Annotated in this window: 21 protein-coding genes; 2 read left to right on the forward strand and 19 right to left on the reverse strand. The window is 36.6% G+C overall.

Going from position 1 to position 23,000, the window contains the following annotated elements:
* Positions 1 to 9: 9 nt before the first annotated feature.
* The 5 genes from lpdA to ACU8YW_RS20520 all read right to left on the reverse strand — a co-directional run bounded on the left by lpdA (position 10) and on the right by ACU8YW_RS20520 (position 6,929).
* A complete protein-coding gene (gene lpdA, locus ACU8YW_RS20500) occupies positions 10 to 1,431 on the reverse strand; it encodes a dihydrolipoyl dehydrogenase (protein ID WP_000090438.1) in 1,422 nt (473 codons plus the stop codon).
* A 4-nt stretch (positions 1,432 to 1,435) separates the two neighbouring features.
* Positions 1,436 to 2,539 carry a butyrate kinase gene (gene buk / locus ACU8YW_RS20505; RefSeq protein ID WP_000056197.1) on the reverse strand — a complete coding sequence of 368 codons (1,104 nt, stop codon included), beginning with the start codon at positions 2,537 to 2,539 and terminating at the stop codon, positions 1,436 to 1,438.
* Between the two features lie 87 nt (positions 2,540 to 2,626).
* Positions 2,627 to 3,727, reverse strand: a complete 1,101-nt coding sequence (locus ACU8YW_RS20510) for a leucine dehydrogenase (protein ID WP_000171359.1) — start codon at positions 3,725 to 3,727, stop codon at positions 2,627 to 2,629.
* 34 nt (positions 3,728 to 3,761) lie between these two features.
* On the reverse strand, positions 3,762 to 4,661 hold the full coding sequence (yqiS, locus tag ACU8YW_RS20515; protein ID WP_000763066.1) for a phosphate butyryltransferase: 900 nt from the start codon (positions 4,659 to 4,661) through the stop codon (positions 3,762 to 3,764).
* 195 nt (positions 4,662 to 4,856) lie between these two features.
* On the reverse strand, positions 4,857 to 6,929 hold the full coding sequence (locus ACU8YW_RS20520; RefSeq protein WP_048546377.1) for a sigma-54 interaction domain-containing protein: 2,073 nt from the start codon (positions 6,927 to 6,929) through the stop codon (positions 4,857 to 4,859).
* A gap of 136 nt (positions 6,930 to 7,065) precedes the next feature.
* Between ACU8YW_RS20520 and ACU8YW_RS20525 the strand changes: the two genes are divergently transcribed.
* The gene (locus ACU8YW_RS20525) at positions 7,066 to 7,299 is read left to right on the forward strand and encodes a DUF2627 domain-containing protein (protein WP_001190198.1); all 234 of its coding nucleotides are present in this window, start codon (positions 7,066 to 7,068) and stop codon (positions 7,297 to 7,299) included.
* A gap of 48 nt (positions 7,300 to 7,347) precedes the next feature.
* Here the strand turns inward: ACU8YW_RS20525 and ACU8YW_RS20530 are convergent, their stop codons facing one another.
* Positions 7,348 to 8,076, reverse strand: coding sequence for a glycerophosphodiester phosphodiesterase (locus ACU8YW_RS20530; RefSeq protein ID WP_048546379.1), 729 nt, complete (start codon positions 8,074 to 8,076; stop codon positions 7,348 to 7,350).
* 50 nt (positions 8,077 to 8,126) lie between these two features.
* Between ACU8YW_RS20530 and ACU8YW_RS20535 the strand changes: the two genes are divergently transcribed.
* Positions 8,127 to 8,273, forward strand: coding sequence for a YycC family protein (locus tag ACU8YW_RS20535; RefSeq protein WP_001247671.1), 147 nt, complete (start codon positions 8,127 to 8,129; stop codon positions 8,271 to 8,273).
* A gap of 186 nt (positions 8,274 to 8,459) precedes the next feature.
* Here ACU8YW_RS20535 and ACU8YW_RS20540 read toward each other — a convergent pair whose 3' ends face one another.
* From ACU8YW_RS20540 to ACU8YW_RS20600, 13 genes are all read right to left on the reverse strand, one after another.
* Positions 8,460 to 9,986, reverse strand: a complete 1,527-nt coding sequence (locus tag ACU8YW_RS20540) for a glycosyltransferase-like membrane protein (RefSeq protein WP_088064385.1) — start codon at positions 9,984 to 9,986, stop codon at positions 8,460 to 8,462.
* A 355-nt stretch (positions 9,987 to 10,341) separates the two neighbouring features.
* Positions 10,342 to 11,136 (reverse strand): sporulation transcription factor Spo0A, encoded by a 795-nt coding sequence (gene spo0A, locus ACU8YW_RS20545; protein WP_033658812.1) that lies wholly within the window; start codon positions 11,134 to 11,136, stop codon positions 10,342 to 10,344.
* Positions 11,137 to 11,423: 287 nt separating this feature from the next.
* Positions 11,424 to 12,722, reverse strand: a complete 1,299-nt coding sequence (spoIVB, locus tag ACU8YW_RS20550; RefSeq protein ID WP_048546381.1) for a SpoIVB peptidase — start codon at positions 12,720 to 12,722, stop codon at positions 11,424 to 11,426.
* Positions 12,723 to 12,840: 118 nt separating this feature from the next.
* Positions 12,841 to 14,580: a DNA repair protein RecN gene (gene recN / locus ACU8YW_RS20555; protein ID WP_000947743.1), complete on the reverse strand. Its 1,740-nt coding sequence runs from the start codon at positions 14,578 to 14,580 to the stop codon at positions 12,841 to 12,843.
* 266 nt (positions 14,581 to 14,846) lie between these two features.
* Positions 14,847 to 15,296, reverse strand: a complete 450-nt coding sequence (argR, locus tag ACU8YW_RS20560) for an arginine repressor ArgR (RefSeq protein WP_001032581.1) — start codon at positions 15,294 to 15,296, stop codon at positions 14,847 to 14,849.
* Positions 15,297 to 15,438: 142 nt separating this feature from the next.
* Entirely contained in the window at positions 15,439 to 16,278 is an 840-nt protein-coding gene (locus tag ACU8YW_RS20565; RefSeq protein ID WP_001274751.1) for a TlyA family RNA methyltransferase, read from the reverse strand.
* 3 nt (positions 16,279 to 16,281) lie between these two features.
* On the reverse strand, positions 16,282 to 18,174 hold the full coding sequence (gene dxs / locus ACU8YW_RS20570; protein WP_446893995.1) for a 1-deoxy-D-xylulose-5-phosphate synthase: 1,893 nt from the start codon (positions 18,172 to 18,174) through the stop codon (positions 16,282 to 16,284).
* Positions 18,175 to 18,476: 302 nt separating this feature from the next.
* Positions 18,477 to 19,367, reverse strand: a complete 891-nt coding sequence (ispA, locus tag ACU8YW_RS20575) for a (2E,6E)-farnesyl diphosphate synthase (protein ID WP_000150365.1) — start codon at positions 19,365 to 19,367, stop codon at positions 18,477 to 18,479.
* Entirely contained in the window at positions 19,367 to 19,597 is a 231-nt protein-coding gene (gene xseB / locus ACU8YW_RS20580) for an exodeoxyribonuclease VII small subunit (protein WP_000428423.1), read from the reverse strand. The genes ispA and xseB overlap by 1 nt, the downstream gene beginning before the upstream one ends.
* Entirely contained in the window at positions 19,587 to 20,945 is a 1,359-nt protein-coding gene (xseA, locus tag ACU8YW_RS20585) for an exodeoxyribonuclease VII large subunit (protein WP_078182749.1), read from the reverse strand. Before xseA ends, xseB begins: the two co-directional genes overlap by 11 nt.
* 26 nt (positions 20,946 to 20,971) lie before the next feature.
* Positions 20,972 to 21,832, reverse strand: a complete 861-nt coding sequence (folD, locus tag ACU8YW_RS20590; protein ID WP_000226735.1) for a bifunctional methylenetetrahydrofolate dehydrogenase/methenyltetrahydrofolate cyclohydrolase FolD — start codon at positions 21,830 to 21,832, stop codon at positions 20,972 to 20,974.
* Between the two features lie 23 nt (positions 21,833 to 21,855).
* Positions 21,856 to 22,248, reverse strand: coding sequence for a N utilization substance protein NusB (gene nusB, locus ACU8YW_RS20595; protein WP_000830244.1), 393 nt, complete (start codon positions 22,246 to 22,248; stop codon positions 21,856 to 21,858).
* A gap of 347 nt (positions 22,249 to 22,595) precedes the next feature.
* Positions 22,596 to 22,988: an Asp23/Gls24 family envelope stress response protein gene (locus ACU8YW_RS20600; protein WP_000807630.1), complete on the reverse strand. Its 393-nt coding sequence runs from the start codon at positions 22,986 to 22,988 to the stop codon at positions 22,596 to 22,598.
* Positions 22,989 to 23,000 lie beyond the last annotated feature (12 nt).

Raw genomic sequence — 23,000 nt, forward strand, 5'->3', positions numbered from 1 at the left:
TCCACATTTTTATGCGTGTAACGCTTTTCCATCTACAGCTAATGCTGCTTCACCAATCGCCTCAGATAATGATGGATGCGGATGAATTGTATGTGCTACTTCCCACGGTGTTGCATCAAGTACTCTTGCAAGACCAGCTTCAGAAATCATATCTGTTACATGTGGTCCAATCATATGAACACCAAGAATGTCATTTGTTTCTTCATCAACTACAAGTTTTACGAAACCATCTGATTCGCCGTATACAAGTGCTTTTCCGATTGCACGGAATGAGAACTTACCTACTTTTAACTTATAGCCTTTTTCTTTCGCTTCTTGTTCTGTTAAACCGACAGAAGCAACTTCTGGACTGCTATATACGCATTTTGATACCATAGAGTAATCAATTGGTGTAACTTCTTTACCAGCAATATGTTCCACTGCAACAATTCCTTCATGAGAAGCAACGTGAGCAAGTTGTAAGCCGCCGATTACATCTCCGATTGCGTAAATATGAGATTCTTTCGTTTGATAAAACTCATTTGTTTGAATGTATCCTTTTTCCACAACGATATCCGTATTCTCTAAACCAATATTTTGCGTATTGGCTTGTCTTCCTACAGATACAAGCATTTTTTCTGCTTTAAATTCTTTATTCTCACCGTTATGTTCAGCTTGAATTGTTACTCCGTTATCTTTTACCAATGTTTCTGGTAATACTTTTGCACCAGTTACCACTTTAATACCTTTTTTCTTGAATAGACGTTGCATTTCTTTTGAAACGTCCTGATCTTCTAGTGGTAATATCGTTTTCGCATACTCTAATACTGTAACTTCTACACCGAAGTCAGCAAGCATAGATGCCCACTCAATACCGATTACACCGCCACCAACGATAATAATTGAGCTAGGAAGCGTTTCCATTTTTAGGGCATGATCGGAAGACATTACATACTCTCCGTCTAATTCTAAACCTGGTAACGAATTCGGACGAGAACCTGTTGCAACAAGTACATTTTTTGGAATTAACATTTCATTCTCTTCTCCACTTGCAAGTTCAACTGAAATTGTCCCTGGCATTGGAGAGAAAATAGATGGGCCAAGAATACGGCCGATACCTTCAAACACATCAATTTTACCTTGTTTCATTAAGTGTTGAACACCTTTATGAAGTTGCGTTACAATCTTCTCTTTACGCTCTTGCACTTTCGCAAAGTTTAGTTCTACATTACTTGCAATAACTCCGAACTCTTCGCTTTTTTTAGCAGTTGCGTATACTTCCGCACTACGTAAAAGAGCTTTACTAGGAATACATCCTTTGTGCAAACAAGTACCACCAAGATTTTCTTTTTCAACAAGTGCAGTTTTTAAACCTAGTTGTGATGCTCGAATAGCAGCAACATATCCACCAGTACCGCCGCCAACGATGACTAAATCATATTCTCTTGCCATTATCTCAACCCCTAGCTACTGTTTGTTTTTCTCGTACAACATACTCTTTCGGCGCTTCTTCTTCACGTAATACACGAAGTGCTCCTTCTGCTAATGCTTGTAATTCATCTTCCCCTGGATGTACGATAACATCTGCAATCCAGTCAACACGTTCTTTTATTTCATCAACAAGAATTTTACTGTACGCAAGTCCACCAGTTAAAACGATTGCATCAATTTTCCCGTGAAGTACAGCGCTAGCTCCGCCAATCTCTTTTGCAACTTGATATGCCATTGCTTTATAAATAAGAGTTGCTTCCGGATCACCTTTTTCAACCATTTGTTCTACTTTGATCGCATCATTTGTACCGATTAGGCTTACAAGTCCACCTTGTCCAACAAGTTTTTTAACCATTTCGTCACGGTAATACTCACCAGAGAAACACATCTCCACTAATTGCCCTACCGGTACTGTACCCGCACGCTCTGGACTAAATGGGCCTTCTCCGTTTAAGCCGTTATTCACATCAATAACTTTTCCTTTTTTATGAGCACCAACTGTAATACCGCCACCCATATGTGTAACTAATAAATTTAAATCCTCGTATTTGTGATTTAATTCTTCAGCCACTTTACGAGCAACTGCTTTTTGGTTTAATGCATGGAAAATACTTTTACGTTCCATACCAGCAATACCACTTATACGAGCAACCGGCTCCATTTCATCTACAACGACAGGATCTACTATGAATGCCGGAATATTTAATCCAGAAGCGATTTCATATGCTAAAATACCTCCAAGGTTTGAAGCATGATGACCGCTAAACCCATTTTTCAAATCTTCTAACATCGAATCGTTTACTGTGTATGTTCCGCCTTCGATTGGACGAAGTAATCCCCCACGCCCACAAACTGCGTTTAACTTTGAAATGTTAATACCGTGAGAATGTAGAACTTCTAAAATCGTTTCTTTGCGAAACTCATATTGATCGATAATTCTCTTATATTTTCCAATTTGTTCTTCGTCATGACGAATAGTTTCTTCTAAAACGGGCCTTTCATTATCAAAAACACCAATTTTTGTGGATGTACTACCCGGATTAATAACAAGAATTCGATTTAAAGACACTGTTGCTACCTCCACTAATAAATTCAAAAGGAGGTGGAAACCTCATAAGAGGTAACCACACCTTTTGTAAAAGTAATATATGAATGATTAGCGACGGCTAATAATGTCGTGACCGTTGCGTAAGTATGTGCTACGAGAGTTTTTCAAGCTTGCAATGCGCTCTTCAGCTAAACGATCTGCTGCTACATAAGTTGCAATGCCATCACGTTTTGAAATTTCGATTACTTTTGCAATTGTGTCATAAATAGACTCAACACGTTTTAGTGCACGTTCTCTATTGTATCCATATAATTCGTCTGCTACGTTAATTACACCACCAGCATTAATAACATAGTCTGGTGCGTATACAATACCCATTTCATGAATCATGTCGCCGTGACGATTTTCTTTTAATTGGTTATTTGCAGAACCTGCGATTACTTTTGCTTTAAGTTGTGGAATAGTTTCGTCATTAACTGTTGCGCCTAATGCACATGGTGCGTAAATATCACATTCAACACCGTAAATTTCATTTGGCTCAACTGCTGATGCACCGAATTCTTCTACCGCGCGTTGTACAGCTTCTTTATTAATATCTGTAACGATTAATTTTGCTCCTTCAGCATGTAAATGTTTGCATAGGTGATACGCTACGTTACCAACACCTTGAACAGCAATTACTTTTCCTTCTAAATTATCAGTACCGAAAGCCTCTTTCGCAGCTGCTTTCATACCACGATAAACACCGTATGCAGTTACTGGAGATGGGTTACCAGAAGAACCGAATGATGGTGAAATACCTGTTACAAAATCAGTTTCTTCGTGAATAATATCCATATCATCTACTGTTGTACCAACATCTTCAGCTGTAATGTAACGTCCGTTTAGTCCTTGAATGTATCGTCCTAATGCACGGAACATCGCTTCGCTCTTATCTTTACGTGGATCACCGATAATTACTGTTTTCGCACCACCTAAGTTTAAGCCAGCTGCTGCGTTTTTGTATGTCATCCCTTTTGCAAGACGCAATGCATCTTCAATCGCCGCTTCTTCAGAATCATATGTCCACATTCTTGTTCCACCAAGAGCTGGTCCAAGTGTTGTATCATGAATTGCGATGATTGCTTTTAAACCAGATTCTTTATCTTGACAAAATACTACTTGCTCATAATCATATTTTTCTAAGTATTCGAAGATTTCTAATGTCATTGTCGTTTCCCCCTAGTGTTTTACCCTGTTTGGTTTATTTTGAAGCAGTCGTAACTGCCAATGCTAATGAATATACTTTTGTTTCTGCTGAATCAGCACGAGATGTTAAAACAATCGGTGCTTTTGCGCCAGCAATCATAGCTCCTACTTTTGCATCCGCAAAGTATACGAGTGATTTGTACAGCACATTTCCAGCTTCAATCGTTGGGACGAGTAAAATGTCTGCTTTACCTGCTACATCACTTACTATGCCTTTATGTTCTGCTGCAATTTGTGATACTGCATTATCTAAAGCAAGTGGTCCATCAACGACACAATTTTTAATTTGTCCGCGGCGATTCATTTGAGTTAACATCGCGGCATCAATTGTCGCTTGCATCGCAGGATTCACAACCTCTACTGCTGCAATTGGTGCTACCTTTGGCAAATCTATTCCTATTGCCTGGGCAACTTCTACAGTATTCTGTATAATAGCAGCTTTTTGTGTTACATCAGGTGCAATGTTCATCGCTGCATCTGTAACAAAGATAAGACGATCGTAATTTGGAACTTCAAATGCTGCAACGTGTGAAAGTGCGCTACCTTTACGAAGTCCCCACTCTTTATTTAATACAGCTTTCAAAATATTTGCTGTTGGGATGTTTCCCTTCATAAGCACATCTGCTTCGCCATTTCTTACAGCTTTAACAGAAAGTTCTGCAGCCTCAGCACTTGACGCTGCTGCAATCACTTCAATGTGTTCTGAAGTTTGTAAACCATGTTCTTGTAGCATCCCCATTATTTTTTCTTGATTTCCATATAGACGAAATTGAGCTAGCTGTAATTTAATTGCTTTCGCTACAGCTTCAATTACTTCATGATCTTCAGCTACTGCTACAGCCACAGTTTTTTTAGGCTGTCCTGCTGCTTGATCAATTAAGTGTTCTAACTTCATATTTTGTAATCAACCCTTTCCGTCGTCCCTCGTCTATTTATAAAGCAAATACCGTGCCAACTTTCAAAAGTGGTCTTACCAATAATGAAAACGCATTCAAAATGCAGTAAAATCAATACTTTGGAAAATAACGAAACATTCTGTCTTGTTTTGTCGCTTTTTGTATACCATGCAATAAATTGCACGGTACGCAATTTATTGCATGCTATTTTTTGCACACTCATACTTTTCTAGCTTGTAATATAAATTTCGAACCGAAATTCCTAATGCTCTTGCAGTTTTTGTTTTATTTCCATCAAACCTCTCTAAACATTCATGAATGATATGCCCTTCAAACTCTGTCACTAATTGTTCAAGTGGCTTTTCTTCTAATTCAGGTAATAAGTTATTTTGTTTTACCTCAGTCTGCTCCTCTGTATGTAAAGGTGGTAAATGATGGACATCAATATATATTTCGTTATAATTCATAAAGATAATAGCTCGTCCTAAAATGTTTTCAAGCTCCCTCACATTTCCTGGCCATTCATATGATTGTAAATATGAAATAGCCGAATCAGTGAGCCCCTCTACATTCCGACCATAATCTTGGTTAATTTTTTGAATCAATCTGTCTGCAATTGCCGGTATATCTCCTTTTCGCTGACGAAGAGACGGAATTTGAATTGGAATTTTATTTAATCGATAATATAAATCCTCTCTAAACTCTCCTTCTAGAATGCCCTTTTCTAAATTCACATGTGTCGCTGCAATTACCCGGACATTTATAGGTATCGCTTTCGTTCCACCAACTTTTACAATTTCTTTTTCTTGCAACACGCGAAGGAGTTTCGCTTGCGTATTTGCAGACAATTCTCCTATTTCATCTAAAAAGATACTACCGTTATTCGCTTCCTCAAAAAAACCTCGTTTTCCGCCTCTTTTTGCTCCTGAAAATGCACCTTCCTCATAACCGAATAATTCACTTTCTAATAAAGTCTCGGAAATAGCAGCACAGTTTACCCGGACGAATTTATTATATTTTCGATTACTTCCATTATGAATTGCATGTGCAAACAATTCTTTACCCGTTCCAGATTCTCCGCGTAGTAATACTGTTGCCGGTGTATTCGCTCCAAGTTTCGCCTGTTCAATAGCGGCCGTTGTTTCATCTGAATTTCCGACAATGTCATCAAATGAATATTTCGCTTCTAACGTTCGAATAATTTGCCTTGCTCTATTCAATTCATTTGTTAACTTTTGAATTTCTGATACGTCACGAATTACACCAACGCTTCCTTTCAATATCCCATCCACTATAACTGGCGCTACGTTTACAATTACATCACGCTTCTTTTGTCCAATCTTCATATGTATTCCGCGTACCGCCCTACGCGTTCGAAGTACTTTCATATGCATACTTTCACCTTCTACAATATCAGTTGTAGCCGGTTTCCCAATAATGTCCTCTTCTGTTAAACCTGTTAATTTCGTATACGCAGGGTTAATTACTAATCCTCTTCCCTTTTCATCCACGACCGAAATTGCTTCCTCAGACGAGTTGATAATCGCCTCAAGTAACGTTTGAATCTCCTTTAAATCTGTAACTTCTTCCGCAAGATCTACAACCTCTGTTATATCTTTAAAAATCGCAAATGCCCCTTGTACCTCTCCTCCCTCTTTTAATATTGGAATACGGGTTGTAATAATTTTCTTTTCATTCTCTAATGTCAGTTCATAATTTACTTCTATTTGTTTCGTACGTATAATACGAAGCAACTTACTAGTCGGAATAACTTCTAAAATATATTTCCCTACCGCATCTTCTTTTTTATATCCGATAATACGCTCTGCACTTTTATTAAATAGGCGTACTTGTCCCTCTCGATCAATCACAATCATACCGTCATGCGTAGAATTTAAAATTAAATCCCCTTGCTGCGTCTGTTCTTCTAATTTTCCAATTAAACTTTCCTTCTCATGTGCTAATCTCGTAACAATTTTCGCAATATCACCTGGTATAAGAAGAGTATCTTTATGCTTTTTCTTTATTAAATCTTTATGTAAATCATCGTCACCCGTCATATCAAACATTACATCAATATGCATAGAAAGAAACGGCGTTACACTCTCTCCAATTGTAACCCCATATTCCTTAGCCATTTGTAATCCCTTTGCTATCGGATTTATATCAATAATCCCTATAATTTGAAATATATTTGAACTTTGTAACAGATTCAGCAGTGTACTACCACCTTCACCTGCACCAACAATTAAAACTTTTTGTTTCATATATTACACTTCCTCTCGAAGTATCTCTGCAAAATTTTTCACACCCTTATCTTACTCGTTCAGCCCCCTCTTGACAAACCCCCTTTTCATATAACATCATTGAAATAAACAAAATAATCTGAAAAGGAGCGTTTATATGCAGCGTTACCTTGCTCTATCATTAGCACTCATCCCTATTTCATTAGCTGTGTTTGGCATTAAGTTAATGAGAGATACTGTATTCGGGATTCTATTTCCTCCACTCTCTATACTATGGTTACAATTTTTAATCGGCGCTCTCTGCTTCGGGCTCGGGTTTTATATCTTCGGAGGCTTCGTCTTACACCGAGACCGTAAACGAAATAAAGTACAAGCTCGCTTTAGAAGGTAGGAAGGCCCCACTATTTATAAATAAAAAATGAGACCGTTACACGCGGTCTCATTTTTTTATTGGCAATAACATTCTTGCTGTTTCGGGGTAATCAGTAATAATCGCCGAAATATTCATATCAAAATATTTACGCATAAGCGTTTCTTCATTTATTGTATAGGGCCGAACCTCTACACCACTTTCCATCGTTAATTCAGCAACAGCATCTTGAAGATAACGATAATTAGGGTGCACTGCTGTAGCGCCCATTTTTTTCGCATACGCCCACGGACTATGCAAACCTTCACGATATAAAATCGCTGTTTGAATATCAGGAGCCATCATATGACACCTTTTCATACTGTAGTGATTAAATGAAGAAAATATAACACGATCTTCTAGATTACATTTCCGTACAAGCGTTATAACTTCTTCCTCTAAACCTCTGTATGGAATTTTATTATTTTTCAGTTCAATATTAAGTAGCAACTCTGTTTTATCAATCCATTCTAACACCTCTTCTAAAAGAGGTATTTTACAAAAGCCTACTTTATCACCGAATTTATAGCTCGCATCTAATTTACATAAATCCTCATATAAATAATTACGAACCGCACCTTTTCCATTTGTTGTCCGGTCCACTGTTTCATCATGAATGACGACAACTTTTCCATCTTTCGTTAATTGAACATCAAGCTCAATTCCATCTGCTCTAAAAGATTCAGCTGCTTCAAATGAAATCATTGTATTTTCTGGGTACGTTCCCGCTGCACCACGATGTGCAAATATAAGAGTCATCCTCACTCCCCCAATCTTATGCTATACTATACGAAAAAGGAGGTACTTCTATGAGACCATTACAAATTTCTCCAGACACTGCAGTCCGCCTATCAAAAGCATTAGGTGTTCCACTTGAACAACTTATGCATATGCCGCAGCACATTCTAATTCAAAAGTTAGTTGAATTAGAAAAACAAAATAAAGACGAGGAATAATACAGTCCTGTTTTGCAGGGCTTTTTATTATTTTCTATTATATCACGGATGACTTCCCTACTAAAATCCTTTAACAGATATACTATGATTCCATTTAATCTTTTTTTCAAACATTTATAATCAATAAATTAAAACCCCTCTTTTAATAAAAGAGGGGTTTCTTACTACTCATTTCAGTTACTCAAATTATGCATGTTTCTTTTCTTTATTAAAAATCATAAACAATTTATACAACCCTAAAGAAGCTGGAATATTCATAAATGCAAATGCTTCATAAGTATAATGAGGAGCTGTTTCCCATAGTAATAAGAAAGTAAACACCCCTAACGTACTAATCATCGCAATTCGTATAACTTCCGATTCATTTTCATCTTTCTTTTTATAAAGTATAACAGCCGCCAGAACAGCTACATAAACAAATAATTTGATAACATACGAATATACAGTAACGATTTTATACTTCGTTGTACTATAGTTCGATACGTAATTAGTTATCGTGTCGTTCTTCTGCTCAAACCATTGTCCAATACGGTACATGGAGAACTGACTTGATACCCATTCTCTAGTTATTTTTTCATTTAAATGGTGTACATAACCCGTTACACCAAATTCACTGAAACGCTGCACTATAACTCCTTTATTGTGTTCATTTAAATCCTTCGTATTCTTTATGTTTTCATCATCAATATAATCTGCATCTGCCTGATTCCACACACCGTACGTATCTTTGTTCAACCCCATTTTCACCCAATGAGTGAATGGAATTTTTTCAATTTCATTATCGGTACTGAGATTTAGCTTTGTCGTTATACTTTTAAAACTTACAATAAGGATTAAACAAAATAAAACACTACTTAACACCTTTACAGAATACTTCTTACGAAATTTAAAAATATTCTCAATTAAAATCGCTAACGCTAACGCCAATGCTGTCGGTCTTATAATATAAGTACAAGCCGCAAAAACTCCTAATAAAATCCATAAAATAATCTTCAACCTTTTTGTTTCCGCTGTTTTCAAACATAAATATGTATACATCGTTGCTGAAATAAAAAATATTACTAATGTATGCGTATAGAAAACTGGCGCCTGCCAATATATAAAAATGTTTAGCACAGATAACACGATCGATATGTGAGCAACTTTAAAGTTTGTAATTTTCCTTACAATCAATACATTTAAAATAATACTACCTGTTATACATACTATTGGTAATATTTTTATCGCCACATCTACGCTTCCTACCAATTTAGCAAAATATCCTCCTAATAATACAATATGTGTATTATATGGATAAAATAGAAGCTGTCCCATTTCTAAAAATTGATTATCTCCATTAAACACAGAGACAATTCCTTGTTTAAGGATGGCATAATCTCCTACAACAGGGTTAAATGCGATAGAAGTAATCATTATTTCCGTCGTCAAAATGATTACGATACCTAAAGCAATCATAATATTTGTGTACGTTCTTTTCATTTTATTAATAACCCATTTATAATACATAAAGAAGAGCGCAAATAAAAGCAACGTCGCCGCTAGAACAGCACCGACTTTTTGGGGAGTGTACTCCTCAGTCGGATAAGGAAATTCACCACTCATCAAAATTGTTTTGGGGATAAAAAATTTACTTACTATCATTGAAAATATAGATAAAAACACCGTCATAACAATGATTGGGTAAGCTCGATTCACTATTTTTTTAAAAGTCATTCATCCATTCTCCTATATCTCTAACTTTCCAAATGTAACTGCAACAGCAAGAACTCCCATAGCTGCTACTATTCCTAGCCAAGTTAATATTTTATTTTTCATTCCCCTTCTCCCTATCTATACCTATTTAATTATCTTATAAAAAAACTCACTTATATGTAATATTACTAAAAACAGGATTTATCTTCCATGATATCAAATGATCTCTTGTTCTCAATAAAATAAAAAGACCAACGAATTCCAAAATTCATTGGTCATTAAATAAAAAGTTCATTGGTTTTACATTTAATATCGAGTATAAATTTAAAGAATGATTAAGCTTTACTAAAACTTAAATCCCTTACTATCTTTACTCTCAGCTAGCCTTATGTTCAAGTCTCAGCTTATCCGCAACCATTGCGATGAACTCGGAATTCGTAGGTTTTGCTTTTGACATGGATACTGTATAACCGAATAAGGACGAAATAGAATCAATATTCCCACGACTCCATGCTACTTCAATTGCGTGACGGATTGCACGCTCGACGCGGCTTGCTGTTGTATTATATTTCTTCGCGATATCTGGATACAATACTTTCGTAATAGATCCAAGTAATTCGATATCATTGTACACCATAGAGATTGCTTCCCTTAAGTACATATACCCTTTAATATGAGCAGGCACACCGATTTCATGAATGATACTCGTAATGCTCGCGTCTAAGTTTTTCGGTTTTCCATCTATTGTAGTTGCTGAACGGAAAGATGGAAGTGGACGTTTAATGGTAGCGTTCGCCTTACCGCTCACTTGACGAATATGACTCGTTAAATTCTCCATATCAAATGGTTTTAATATGAAATATGAAGCACCTAAGTCAACAGCTTTTGTCGTCACATCTTCTTGTCCAAATGCTGTCAACATAATTACGCTAGGCTGTCTTAGCCTTTCAATATTTCGCATTTTCTCTAGTACAGCTAAACCATCTAAATGTGGCATAATAATGTCTAAAACAAGTACATCCGGCTGCTTATCATTTAATAAATTTAAACACTCTTGACCATTATAAGCAGTACCGATTACTTCCATATCATCTTGAGCAGCTACGTAACTCTCTAGCATTGATACTAATTCTTTATTATCATCTACAAGACAGACTTTAATTTTCTCCACAGCTTTTCCTCCCTTACCGAATCGATTCTCCGACATGTGTATCCTTCTAGGCTACATGAATTGTTCGACAATTGTGTGAAAATTCCCTTTTAAAGTTTGTTACTTTCCGATAAAATCACAAAAAAATATGTTTATCGTTCATTTATTCCCTTTCGCAACACATTCCATCATAGAAATACAACGAAACGTTCAACCCTTTTCTTTTATTTTACAACAAAAAACACCTCTTGCGGAGCTTTTACAAAATTTCAACGAATTTTTCAAAAGAAAAGCGAGCTAATTAATAATTAGCTCGCTTTTCTTTCTTGTTCATAAATGTTAATTCCAGCCTCATGTAACATCCATTCAATATGAACACCATATCCTGACGTTGGATCATTTACAAATACATGTGTAACAGCACCAATTACTTTCCCGTTTTGTACAATTGGACTTCCGCTCATGCCTTGTACGATACCACCCGTTTTCGCTAATAAACGTTTGTCTGTTACTTTTATTACCATGCCTTTTGTAGCTGGAAACTTTTGCGGTACTGTACTTACAACTTCAATATCAAACGCTTCCACTTTATCTTTATCAATAACTGTTAATATTTTTGCCGGTCCCTCTTTTACTTGATGAGATAGTGCAATAGGCATCGCTTTATCCATTACACCATTTGGTATATTTGTATTCAATTTCCCGAATATACCAAATGGACTATTTATTGTAATATTACCAATCACTTCACGATCTGGTGAGAACCTCGCTAATTTCTCTCCTGGATTCCCATGACTACCTCTTTCAATTGATGTAACTGTCGAACGCATAATTTGTCCATCTTCGACTTGAATCGGCTTTTTCGTATCGTTATCAGAAATGACATGACCAAGTGCCCCATATTTCATAGAATCAGGATGAACAAATGTCATTGTTCCGATTCCAGCTGCCGAATCACGAATATATAAACCAATACGATAAGACGATTCTCCACTGTCTTTTTGTGGTGTTAACTTAGTGCGGATATGTTTTCCATCTCTTAACAAAACAAGATTAAGCGGTTCACCTGTTTCACCACTATTATGAATAAATGGTGCTACATCACTCATTCTTTCAATTGTTTTACCATTAATTTCAGTAATCATATCTCCAATTTGCACACCAGCTGTTTCACCAGGAGATACTTTCCCTTTTTCAGTTTGAATTAAATGATGGCCTACAACAAGTACCCCTTTTGTATTTAACTTCACACCAATTGATTGTCCACCTGGAATAACTTTAAAATCTTTCAATACTTTCACATTTACTTTTTTCACTGGAAAACCAGCAAGCTGAAACACCATATCTGCTTCACCATTTTGATGAGGATTTACCATAAGTCCTTGTTTTTGTTCATTGGAACTTACTGTAAACACATGACGATCTGTAGATGAAGCGTGAAAAACTGGTAATGAAGCTATTTCTGATTGTTGCCCTTCAAAAACAACAAGTTGCTTCGGGGATGAAATAAACGTCCGAAGCGGTTTAAAACACCCAATAAAAACTAAAGAAACAAGGAGACAAAGACCTATTATTTTGCGAAATCTTTCTAATCTCAATTTGTTCACTCTCCTCGCTCCTACCCCACATTCAGCCTCTTGGCTTCACTTTTTAATCTCTCCTTGCAGTGCTTTATTTATAACCGGAAGAATTAAGAAATCATTATTTGAGAAAAAAAGCTATCCATTACTGGATAGCCTCTGCTGTCTGTTTAAAATGATGCGCTTGCGTAAGTAATTCTTTCGCATGTTCTGTCGTTAAATCTGTAATTTCCACACCAGAAATCATTCGAGCTATTTCTGTTACTTTATCCTCCATAGTTAAAACGGTAACTGATGTAATTGTCCGATCATTCGCTACTTGTTTTCGAATAAATAAATGTGAATCCGCCATTGAAGCTACTTGAGGTAAGTGCGTAATACAAAGTACTTGCGAGTTTACTGATACTCGATAAATTTTTTCCGCAATAGCCTGTGCAACCCGACCACTTACACCAGTATCCACTTCATCAAAAATAACAGATGCAACACCTTGATGCTTAGAAAAAATGCTTTTTAAAGCTAAAATAATACGAGATAACTCTCCGCCAGAAGCGACCTTTGAAAGTGGTTTTAGCGGCTCACCTGGATTTGTTGAAATATAAAATTCCACATGATCGTAGCCATCCGCCGTAAGTCTTACCGGGGCACCCTCAACAAGAGGCTCTTCAGCATTTCCTTCTCTCTTCATGATTCTCACTTCAAATTTTGTTTTCTCCATATATAATTCTTTTAATTCCTGATGAATGGCATTTGTAAGATGCTCTGCAAGCTCATGACGCATATTACTTAACGACGTTGCTTCTTGCAGAATAACACTTTCTAATTCCTTTAATTGCTTCTTCGTCGTTTCAATATGAACGTCTTTATTTTCAATCGTAAAAATTTCTTGTTCAATTTTATCAGCATACGCTAAAATCTCTTCTACAGTATTTCCATATTTTCTCTTTAGCATACGAATTTCATTTAAACGCGTTTCAATTTCGTCTAAACGCTTCGGATCATATTCCATCATATCGAGCTTTTCTCTAAGTTGATATGCAACTTCTTCTAATAAGTAGTAGCTATTTGCAATTGAATCATGATTTTCTTGATAAACTTCATCTAAATGTGTAATACTCTCCATTTGTCCCATTGCGCTTCGTACATTATCTAACCCTTGTCCGTCAGCGCTTAATGAGCGATATGCATCGCCTAATGCTTTGTAAATTTTTTCGAAATTAGAAATTTGCAATCGTTCTTCAGTTAATTCAATTTCTTCATCCATCTTTAAATCCGCCTTACTGATTTCTTCATGCTGGAATTGAATTAAATCTAAGCGATGCGCCATTTGTTGTTCATTTTCACTTAACGATTTTAACTGTTTTTTTAATTTCTCATAGTCAGCGTATACATTTTGATATATACCCAATTGTTTAACAATGCGATCTCCATCAAAATGATCAAGCATAAACATATGACGCTCTTCATTCATTAAATCTTGTGTTTCGTGCTGCCCATGAATATCAACAAGTGTTTTTCCAATTTCCTTTAATATACTAAGGGTGACCAGTTTCCCATTTACACGACATACACTTTTTCCGTTTGCAGCGATATCACGCTTCAAAATAATCATGCCGTCTTCTATTTCTATATCCAACTCTTCTGCCTTTTCAATACACGGATGCTTATCATCTTCTACATAAAATAGCCCTTCTATCTCAGCTTTTTCTGTTCCGTATCGAACAAATTCCGCTGAACCACGGCCACCTACAAGTAAACTAATCGCATCAATAATAATCGATTTTCCGGCCCCTGTTTCACCACTTAAAACCGTTAACCCTTTTTGAAAAGAAATATTTAATGCCTCAATAATAGCAAAGTTTCTAATCGATAATTCCGATAACAATGCCCCATTCACCTCGTTATAAACTAATCCCCTATTAAGGGCTTTTCTCAGTTCTTCATTCAAATAGTCAAACTATATGTTTGTATGTATAAATTACTTTTCTAACCGCTCCATTGTACCAAACATTCGTTTTACGGGTCAATCCACCTATTTTCTAATTTTATTCAAAGAAAATATTATATTACAATTAAGAATTCACATTTTTAACCAATAAAAAAATCCTGTTCACTTTCCACTTTACAGAGGAAAGCAAACAAGATTTTTTTTTACAACATATTTAAGAAACGATCAGAGACAACACCTGTATCTTCAGGTGTACGGCAAATAATTAAGCAAGTATCATCACCACAGATGGTTCCGATGATCTCATCCCACTCTAAATGATCAATAAGTGCTCCAAGTGAATGAGCGTTACCAGGCAATGTTTTTAGCACAAGCATATGTCCTGCCGTGTCTAATTTTACAAATGAATCCACTAGATTGCGTTTTAATTTTTGTAACGGGTTAAATCGTTGATCTGCTGGCAAGCTATATTTATAGCGCCCATCATGTAATGGCACTTTCACTAAGTGCAGTTCTTTAATATCGCGCGATACTGTTGCTTGCGTTACATTAAATCCCTCATTACGTAAAATATCAACTAATTCATCTTGTGTTTCAATTTCTTTGTTCGCAATAATTTCCCTGATTTTAATATGGCGCTGACCTTTATTCATACATTTGCACCTCACACTATCTCTTACCATAGTTTAAACATTGGTATACTTCACTTATTTATGTTAACTTATTATTCGTTGCTTGTACACAATTGTTTTTACAATCATTATACAATTACAACAAAAAGAGGAACAACATATGTTATTCCCCTTTTCCTTTTTGCTTTAGGACATCATGCGCCTCTGTAACTACTTGCTCAACAGAAACTGGAGAATGATTTTCGCCATTCTCACGTTCACCATGCCATTTCAGATGAATTAAAAATTCAATATTACCATCCCCGCCCGTAATTGGTGAGAATGTTAAACCTTCTACGTCGTATCCTTCTTTTATAGCAAAGTCGACAATCATTTCTACGACAGCCTCATGTACTTTTCGATCACGAACGATACCTTTTTTCCCAACTTGCTCTCTTCCAGCTTCAAACTGTGGTTTAATTAACGCTGCTACATCCCCATTAGGCATAAGCATTGTTTTTAAAACCGGCAGTATAAGCTTTAATGATATAAATGAAACATCGATACTAGCAAATTGCGGTAAACCACGTTCTAAGTCTGCTGGTGTCACGTAACGGAAGTTTGTCCGTTCCATTACGACAACACGCTCATCTTGACGCAATTTCCACGCAAGTTGATTGTATCCTACATCTAATGCATAAGATAATTTCGCTCCGTTTTGAAGCGCACAATCTGTAAAGCCACCAGTTGATGAACCAATATCTATCATAACTTTATCTTGTAAATCCAGGTGAAATGTCTCCAATGCCTTTTCAAGTTTATAACCACCACGGCTTACATACGGCATAACTTGTCCCTTCACCGTAATCTCTGTATCTTGTGGGATCTTCTCTCCTGGCTTATCAAGTCTCATCTCATTCGCATATACAAGTCCGGCCATAACGGCGCGTTTTGCTTTCTCACGTGTTTCTATAAGTCCTCGCTCTACTAATAGTACATCTACTCTTTCTTTTTTTGCACTCATTTGTTACGCCCTTTTTTGTTTTGATGGAATCATTGTATGAATACGGTCTACAACAGCATCTGTCGTTAAACCAATTTCTTCTAATAATTTTGTTACACTACCGTGCTCTATGAAACGGTCTGGAATACCCATTCGTTCAATTAACGCACTATGGTACCCGTTCTCAGATGCAAATTCAACTACTCCCGTTCCAAAACCACCAATTAAGCAAGCTTCTTCAATCGTTAAAATCGGTATATTTTTCCCTAAGAGATCATGTAAATATGCTTCATCCATCGGTTTAATAAAGCGAGCGTTCACTACTTTCACTGAAACTCCAGCCTTTTCAAGACGCTCAGCTGCTTCCATTGCCATTGGTATTGTCGTACCAAATGTTAAAATAGCCGCTTGTGTACCTTCTTTTAACGTTTCCCAAGTACCGATTGGAATCGCCTTTAGTTCTTCATCCATATGAACACCAAGTCCATTACCGCGCGCATAACGTAATGCGATTGGTCCATCTTCATATTGCATCGCCGTATATACTAAATGTTGCCCTTCATTTTCATCTTTCGGCATCATAAGTACCATATTCGGCAAATGACGTAAGAATGAGATGTCAAATACACCTTGATGCGTTTCACCATCTGCTCCTACTAAACCAGAGCGATCGATTCCGATGAAGACGTTTAAATTTTGGCGACATATATCATGAACAACTTGATCATATGCTCTTTGTAAAAATGTTGAATAAATCGCTAAGAATGGCTTCATTCCTTGCGTTGCCATACCCGCCGCCATTGTTGTAGCATGCTGTTCTGCAATACCTACATCAATCATACGATCCGGGAATTCTTTTTGGAATTTCTCAAGTTTCGATCCAACAGGCATTGCAGGTGTAATTGCAACGATACGCTCATCCGTTCTCGCTAGCTTAAGTACTGTATCACTAACAACAGCACTCCATGCTGGTGCAAATTCTTTCGGTTTAACGAAGTCACCTGATTCAATTTTATAAGGTCCTGTTCCATGCCAAGTTCCAATAACATCACTCTCAGCTGGTTTATAACCTTTTCCTTTTTTCGTAATAACATGAACAAGCACTGGGCCTTTTGTTTTCTTTGCATATTGCAACGTTTCGAATAACTTTTCATAATCGTGCCCATCAACTGGACCTAAATATGTAAAGCCTAATTCTTCGAAAAAGACACCGGATACTAGTAAATATTTAAGACTATCTTTTATTTTCTCTGCTGTCGCAGCAACTTTCCCACCGACTGCTGGGATTTTCTTTAATATATACTCTAGTTCATCTTTTACCCAATGGTATTTCCCTGCGGTACGTAGACGTCCAAGTACATTATGAAGCGCACCAACGTTTGGTGCAATTGACATTTCATTATCATTCAAAATAACAATCATGTCTGTTTTTTCATGTCCAATATGGTTCAATGCCTCTAAAGCCATTCCGCCGGTTAGAGCACCATCTCCAATGATTGGTATAACATATTCTTTCGTTTTCTTTAAATCACGTGCTAGAGCCATTCCCATTGCAGCAGATAAAGATGTTGAGCTATGGCCAGTTTCCCATACATCATGCTCACTCTCGCAACGTTTTGGGAAACCACATAGACCTTGATATTGCCTTAATGTACCGAATTCCTTTGCACGTCCTGTTAAAATTTTATGTACATAGGATTGATGTCCTACGTCCCATAAAAATTTATCTTTCGGACTATCAAATAATTTATGCAGAGCAATTGTGAGTTCTACTACACCTAAATTAGGTGCAATATGTCCACCTGTTTGAGAGAGCTCTTCAATTAAAAACTTACGAATATCCTCACTCAATCCCTCTAGTTCACCGATAGACATATCTTTCAAAAAACTAGGGTTTTGAATTTGCGTTAGATCCACATGGATCACTCACTTTCATTTCATAATCTGTCAACATGTCAAATATTATAAAAAACATTTACACAAAACAAGAAATTATCTTTTTTTATTTTTCACCTTGTCCTGCAATTAACCAGTCTATTGCGCCCTAATCCTATTATAAACCATATTTCTTTAGGCGATGAAAAAAATAGCCGCTAACACGAAGTGATAACGGCAATGTAATCTACATATATTTTTGCCAATAACAAGAAAAGAAAAACCTTTTCCTACATTTATATCATAAAATGATGAATGACTCAACAAATGGAAACGCTGTTATATTAGTTATTACGTTTTGCAATCAAATCGCAAATAGATAGTAAATATTCATCTTGTAATTGCAAGGAACCAATAGCACCTTTTGCTTTTGCAATTGTTTCTTCTAAAATATCCTTTGCTCTATCTACAGTAAATAACGTCGTATATGTGCTCTTTTCGTTGGAAACATCACTACCAATCGGTTTTCCAATCTCTTCTTCGGTTCCTTCCACATCTAAAATATCATCTCGAATTTGGAAAGCTAGGCCGATATATTTTGCAAACGCAAGTAACTTCTCTTCTTGTTCTTCTGTGGCATCAGAAAGTATCGATCCTGCAAGTACAGCGAATTCAAGTAGTTTCCCAGTCTTATGCTTATGAATATACTCCAACTCATCAATCGTAAGCTGTTTCCCTTCAGCTTCCATATCTGCCACTTGTCCGCCAACCATTCCTTCTGGTCCTGCCGCTTTTGCAAGCTCAAGTACAAGTCTTACTTTTTTTTCAGCAGAGATTTCCTTTTGTTCATATGCCATAATAACTTGAAAAGCATACGTCAACAAACCATCGCCTGCTAAAACTGCCATCGCTTCACCAAATACTTTATGATTTGTGGGCTTACCTCTTCTTAAATCATCATCATCCATACAAGGTAAATCATCATGAACTAACGAGTATGTATGTATCATTTCAAGAGCACAAGCTGCACCTATTCCAAGATTTCTTTCTTTACCAAACGCTTGTAATGTCGCAAATAAAAGTAACGGGCGGAGACGCTTTCCACCCGCTTCCAAAGAATATGCCATCGCTTCACGAAGTACATTTGGACATTGTAATTCATTTGCATAGCTTACAAGCTTCTCTTCTACGAAAGTTTTACTTTCTTTCAAAAAAGTATCAAAAGCAATAGTCACTATGCTTCATCTCCTAAAGCAGTAAACGGTTCAAGCTCTCCATCTTCCCCAAGAATAACTGCCATTTGTTCTTGTACGTTCTTCAATTTCTCATCACAAAGCTTAGATAATTCCATACCCTCTTTAAAATAAGAAATTGCTTCTTCTAAAGGTACGTCACCTTGCTCTAGCTTAGAAACGAGGTGCTCAAGTTGCGAAATTGCCTCTTCAAAGCTTAATTTATTTTCCATTATTCAATTCACGCTCCTCTATGCCTGATACGCTACAATCTAGTATTCCATCTTGTAATTGAACTGAAACAGCATCTCCAAGGCTGACATCTTTCACACTTTTTAACACTTGCTTCTCTTCATCATATACAAGCCCGTACCCTCTCATCATTACTTTAAGCGGACTTAACGCTTCAAGTTTTTGAGCAGCTCTTACAAAGGCAAATTCTTTCGTTTGAAGTAATGTTTGCATTTCACGTTGCAATTGCTTTTGCAATGTTTCAACCGCTACCTTCGTTTGCATAATTTTTTGAGCTGGGTGGTGCTTCTCTAAATAAAATGAAAGCTGTTTTAACTGATTTACCTTTTTATCAATATAGCGCTCTTTCGCTAAAACAAGCTGTTCTAACGCTCTATCTAATTGCTCTTCTTTTTGCTCATATACTTGTCTTGGATAACGGAACGCATAAGATTTTTGCAATACTTGTAGTTTTTCTTCTTTTTTATGTACTAACTCTCTCATTGCTCTTTGCAATCTTAGAGTTCTTTGTAATACCTTTTCTTGTAACTCTATAATGTTAGGCACTGCCAGCTCAGCTGCTGCAGTCGGTGTTGGCGCACGTAAATCGGCAACAAAATCCGCGATTGTAAAGTCCGTTTCATGGCCTACTGCCGAAATAATAGGGATCTCACTCTTAAAGATTGCCCTTGCTACCATTTCTTCATTGAAAGCCCATAACTCTTCAATAGAGCCTCCCCCTCGCCCAACGATTAGGACATCTATCTCTCCCATTTCATTCGCTGTACGAATCGCTTGTACAATTGAGGGAGCTGCTGACTCCCCCTGTACAAGTACCGGAAACACAATAACATTTCCAATTGGATAACGACGTTTAATCGTTGTTATAACATCACGAATCGCTGCCCCTGTTGGCGACGTAATCACACCTATTGTTTTAGCGTAAGGAGGAATTGTTTTTTTATAAACTTGAGAAAACAAACCTTCTTCCTCTAAACGAACCTTTAATTGTTCGTAAGCTAAATGCAGGTTTCCGACTCCGTCAGGCTGCATGTCTTGAATATAAATTTGATAAGAACCACTCGCCTCGTAAACGGAAATTTTCCCTTTCACAAGTACCTTCATCCCATTTTCAGGTCTGAATTTAATATTACGATTATGACCCGCAAACATAACCGCTGCGATTCTTGCATTTTCATCTTTCAATGTAAAGTACATGTGGCCACGACTATGATTTTTAAAGTTGGAAATTTCACCTTTTAACCAAACAGACTGCAAATGCGGATCATATTCTATTTTTGTTTTTATATAGCGTGTTAACGCTGTAACGGTTAAATATTGTTTTTCCATTTCTCTCTCCTCATAGCCGACTCAAATTATTTACAAACGACACCTGCACGCTTAGCAGATTCAACAGTATTATGAAGAAGCATTGTGATCGTCATTGGACCAACACCCTTTGGCACAGGTGTAATGTAACCTGCAACATCTAACACGTTGTCAAAGTCAACATCACCACAAAGTTTACCTGTTTCTAAACGGTTCACACCAACGTCGATTACAACCGCTCCTTCTTTAATATAATCAGCTGTTACCATTTTAGGTCGTCCAACAGCTACGATTAAAATATCAGCTAACTTCGTTAACTCTTTCATATTTTGCGTTTTAGAATGACAATATGTGACAGTTGCATTTTCATTTAAGAACAATTGCCCCACTGGCTTGCCGACAATATTACTTCTTCCAATTACTACAACATGTTTTCCTGAGATATCAAGATTTGTTTCTTTTACTAATTCTACGATACCGTGCGGTGTACATGGAAGGAATGTATCTTGTCCCGTCATCATACGTCCCACGCTGATTGGGTGAAATCCATCTACATCTTTTTCTGGTGAAATTCTTTCAATGATAGCTTTTTCTTCAATATGTTTTGGTAAAGGTAATTGCACTAAAATGCCATTAATACGGTCATCGCCATTTAAGCGATCGATTTCAGCAAGCAAACGCTCCTCAGTAATTGTTTCAGGAAGTTCAATTAGCTCTGAATAGATTCCTACTTGTTCACAGCCCTTTTCTTTTCCTTTTACATAAGAACGAGATGCTGGATCTTCTCCAACTAGAATAACTGCTAATCCTGGTACAATCCCTTGCTCTTTCAACTTCACAACTTCTTCTGTTAATTGTGCTCGTTTTTTCTCCGCAACTTCATTTCCTTTGATGATTACTGCTACCATTTTAAGATTCCCCCTTAAAGAAATTACAGTGTATCTTTTATATTAGATAAAACGCCGTTAATAAAACGACGAGATTCCTCATCCCCAAATGTTTTAGCAATTTCAATCGCTTCGTTAATTGTTACGTTGTGTGGAATTTCTTCCATGTATTTCATTTCATACACAGCTACACGTAAAATACTGCGATCAACAATACTAATACGCTCCAGCTTCCATTTTTTTAAGTTTTGACGAATCGCTTCATCAATTACTTCTTTATTTTCTACAAAACCTACTACAAGTGATTCTAGAAAATCATTTGTTTCTTCACCTTCATCTAGCGTGTTTTCCACCGCCACTTTCGGTTCTAATTCACCTGTAATATCCATTTGGTATAATGCTTGCATAGCTCTTTCTCTAGCCGTCCTACGTTTCATTGTAACTCTCCTTTATGCTTCAAGTCTTTCCTTATGCTTTGTTATATTATTATAATTTATAAGCCGTCAATTCACTTACTCTTACAGTTTTCATTGATTTTCCAACCTTATAATACAATGATAATAACACAATTTATCGTTTCATACACGGGTTACAAGGCTGAAAAATAATAAAAAGATTAACTTCAAGTTCCATATCTTATCACAATGTACGTTTTTTGGAAAAACGAAACATCTTCTTTTTGATTTCTTATTTTTTGAAATAGTATAATAATTAGAGGGTTTTAATTTGTGAAGAAATGAAACGATAAAAAAGATGCCTATGTTACTAGGCACCTTTTTCATTCTTACACTGGTTCAATTTCTGTTTTTTGTGTTTCGAATGTTACGCCAACGATGTGAACATTCACTTCTTTTGGCTCAAGCCCTGTCATTGTAAAGAGTGCCTGGCGAATGTTGTCTTGAATCTTTTGTGCAACAACTGGAATTGCTACGCCAAAATACATTACAACATAAAGGTCAACGATAATATCTTCGTTTGCTAATTCAACCTTTACACCTTTACCATGATTTTTCTTACCTAACTTCTCAACAACATCTGTAGCAAAATTACCACGCATTGCCGCTACACCTTCTACTTCAGCAGCTGCAATACCTGCGATTACTTCAATTACTTCTGGTGCAATTTCTACTTTACCAAGAGTTGTATCTTGACCCATATCTAACATATGTTCAGCCATGAAAAAAAACCT

The organism is Bacillus pretiosus (assembly GCF_052947655.1).

Excerpts from the sequence above, each read along its gene's own strand:
- lpdA (WP_000090438.1), bottom strand. The coding sequence starts at position 1,431 with ATGGCAAGAGAATATGATTTAGTCATCGTTGGCGGCGGTACTGGTGGA.
- ACU8YW_RS20510 (WP_000171359.1), bottom strand. The coding sequence starts at position 3,727 with ATGACATTAGAAATCTTCGAATACTTAGAAAAATATGATTATGAGCAA.
- yqiS (WP_000763066.1), bottom strand. The coding sequence starts at position 4,661 with ATGAAGTTAGAACACTTAATTGATCAAGCAGCAGGACAGCCTAAAAAA.
- ACU8YW_RS20520 (WP_048546377.1), bottom strand. The coding sequence starts at position 6,929 with ATGAAACAAAAAGTTTTAATTGTTGGTGCAGGTGAAGGTGGTAGTACA.
- ACU8YW_RS20525 (WP_001190198.1), top strand. The coding sequence starts at position 7,066 with ATGCAGCGTTACCTTGCTCTATCATTAGCACTCATCCCTATTTCATTA.
- ACU8YW_RS20530 (WP_048546379.1), bottom strand. The coding sequence starts at position 8,076 with ATGACTCTTATATTTGCACATCGTGGTGCAGCGGGAACGTACCCAGAA.
- ACU8YW_RS20535 (WP_001247671.1), top strand. The coding sequence starts at position 8,127 with ATGAGACCATTACAAATTTCTCCAGACACTGCAGTCCGCCTATCAAAA.
- ACU8YW_RS20540 (WP_088064385.1), bottom strand. The coding sequence starts at position 9,986 with ATGACTTTTAAAAAAATAGTGAATCGAGCTTACCCAATCATTGTTATG.
- argR (WP_001032581.1), bottom strand. The coding sequence starts at position 15,296 with ATGAATAAAGGTCAGCGCCATATTAAAATCAGGGAAATTATTGCGAAC.
- ACU8YW_RS20565 (WP_001274751.1), bottom strand. The coding sequence starts at position 16,278 with ATGAGTGCAAAAAAAGAAAGAGTAGATGTACTATTAGTAGAGCGAGGA.
- xseB (WP_000428423.1), bottom strand. The coding sequence starts at position 19,597 with ATGGAAAATAAATTAAGCTTTGAAGAGGCAATTTCGCAACTTGAGCAC.
- xseA (WP_078182749.1), bottom strand. The coding sequence starts at position 20,945 with ATGGAAAAACAATATTTAACCGTTACAGCGTTAACACGCTATATAAAA.
- folD (WP_000226735.1), bottom strand. The coding sequence starts at position 21,832 with ATGGTAGCAGTAATCATCAAAGGAAATGAAGTTGCGGAGAAAAAACGA.
- nusB (WP_000830244.1), bottom strand. The coding sequence starts at position 22,248 with ATGAAACGTAGGACGGCTAGAGAAAGAGCTATGCAAGCATTATACCAA.
- ACU8YW_RS20600 (WP_000807630.1), bottom strand. The coding sequence starts at position 22,988 with ATGGCTGAACATATGTTAGATATGGGTCAAGATACAACTCTTGGTAAA.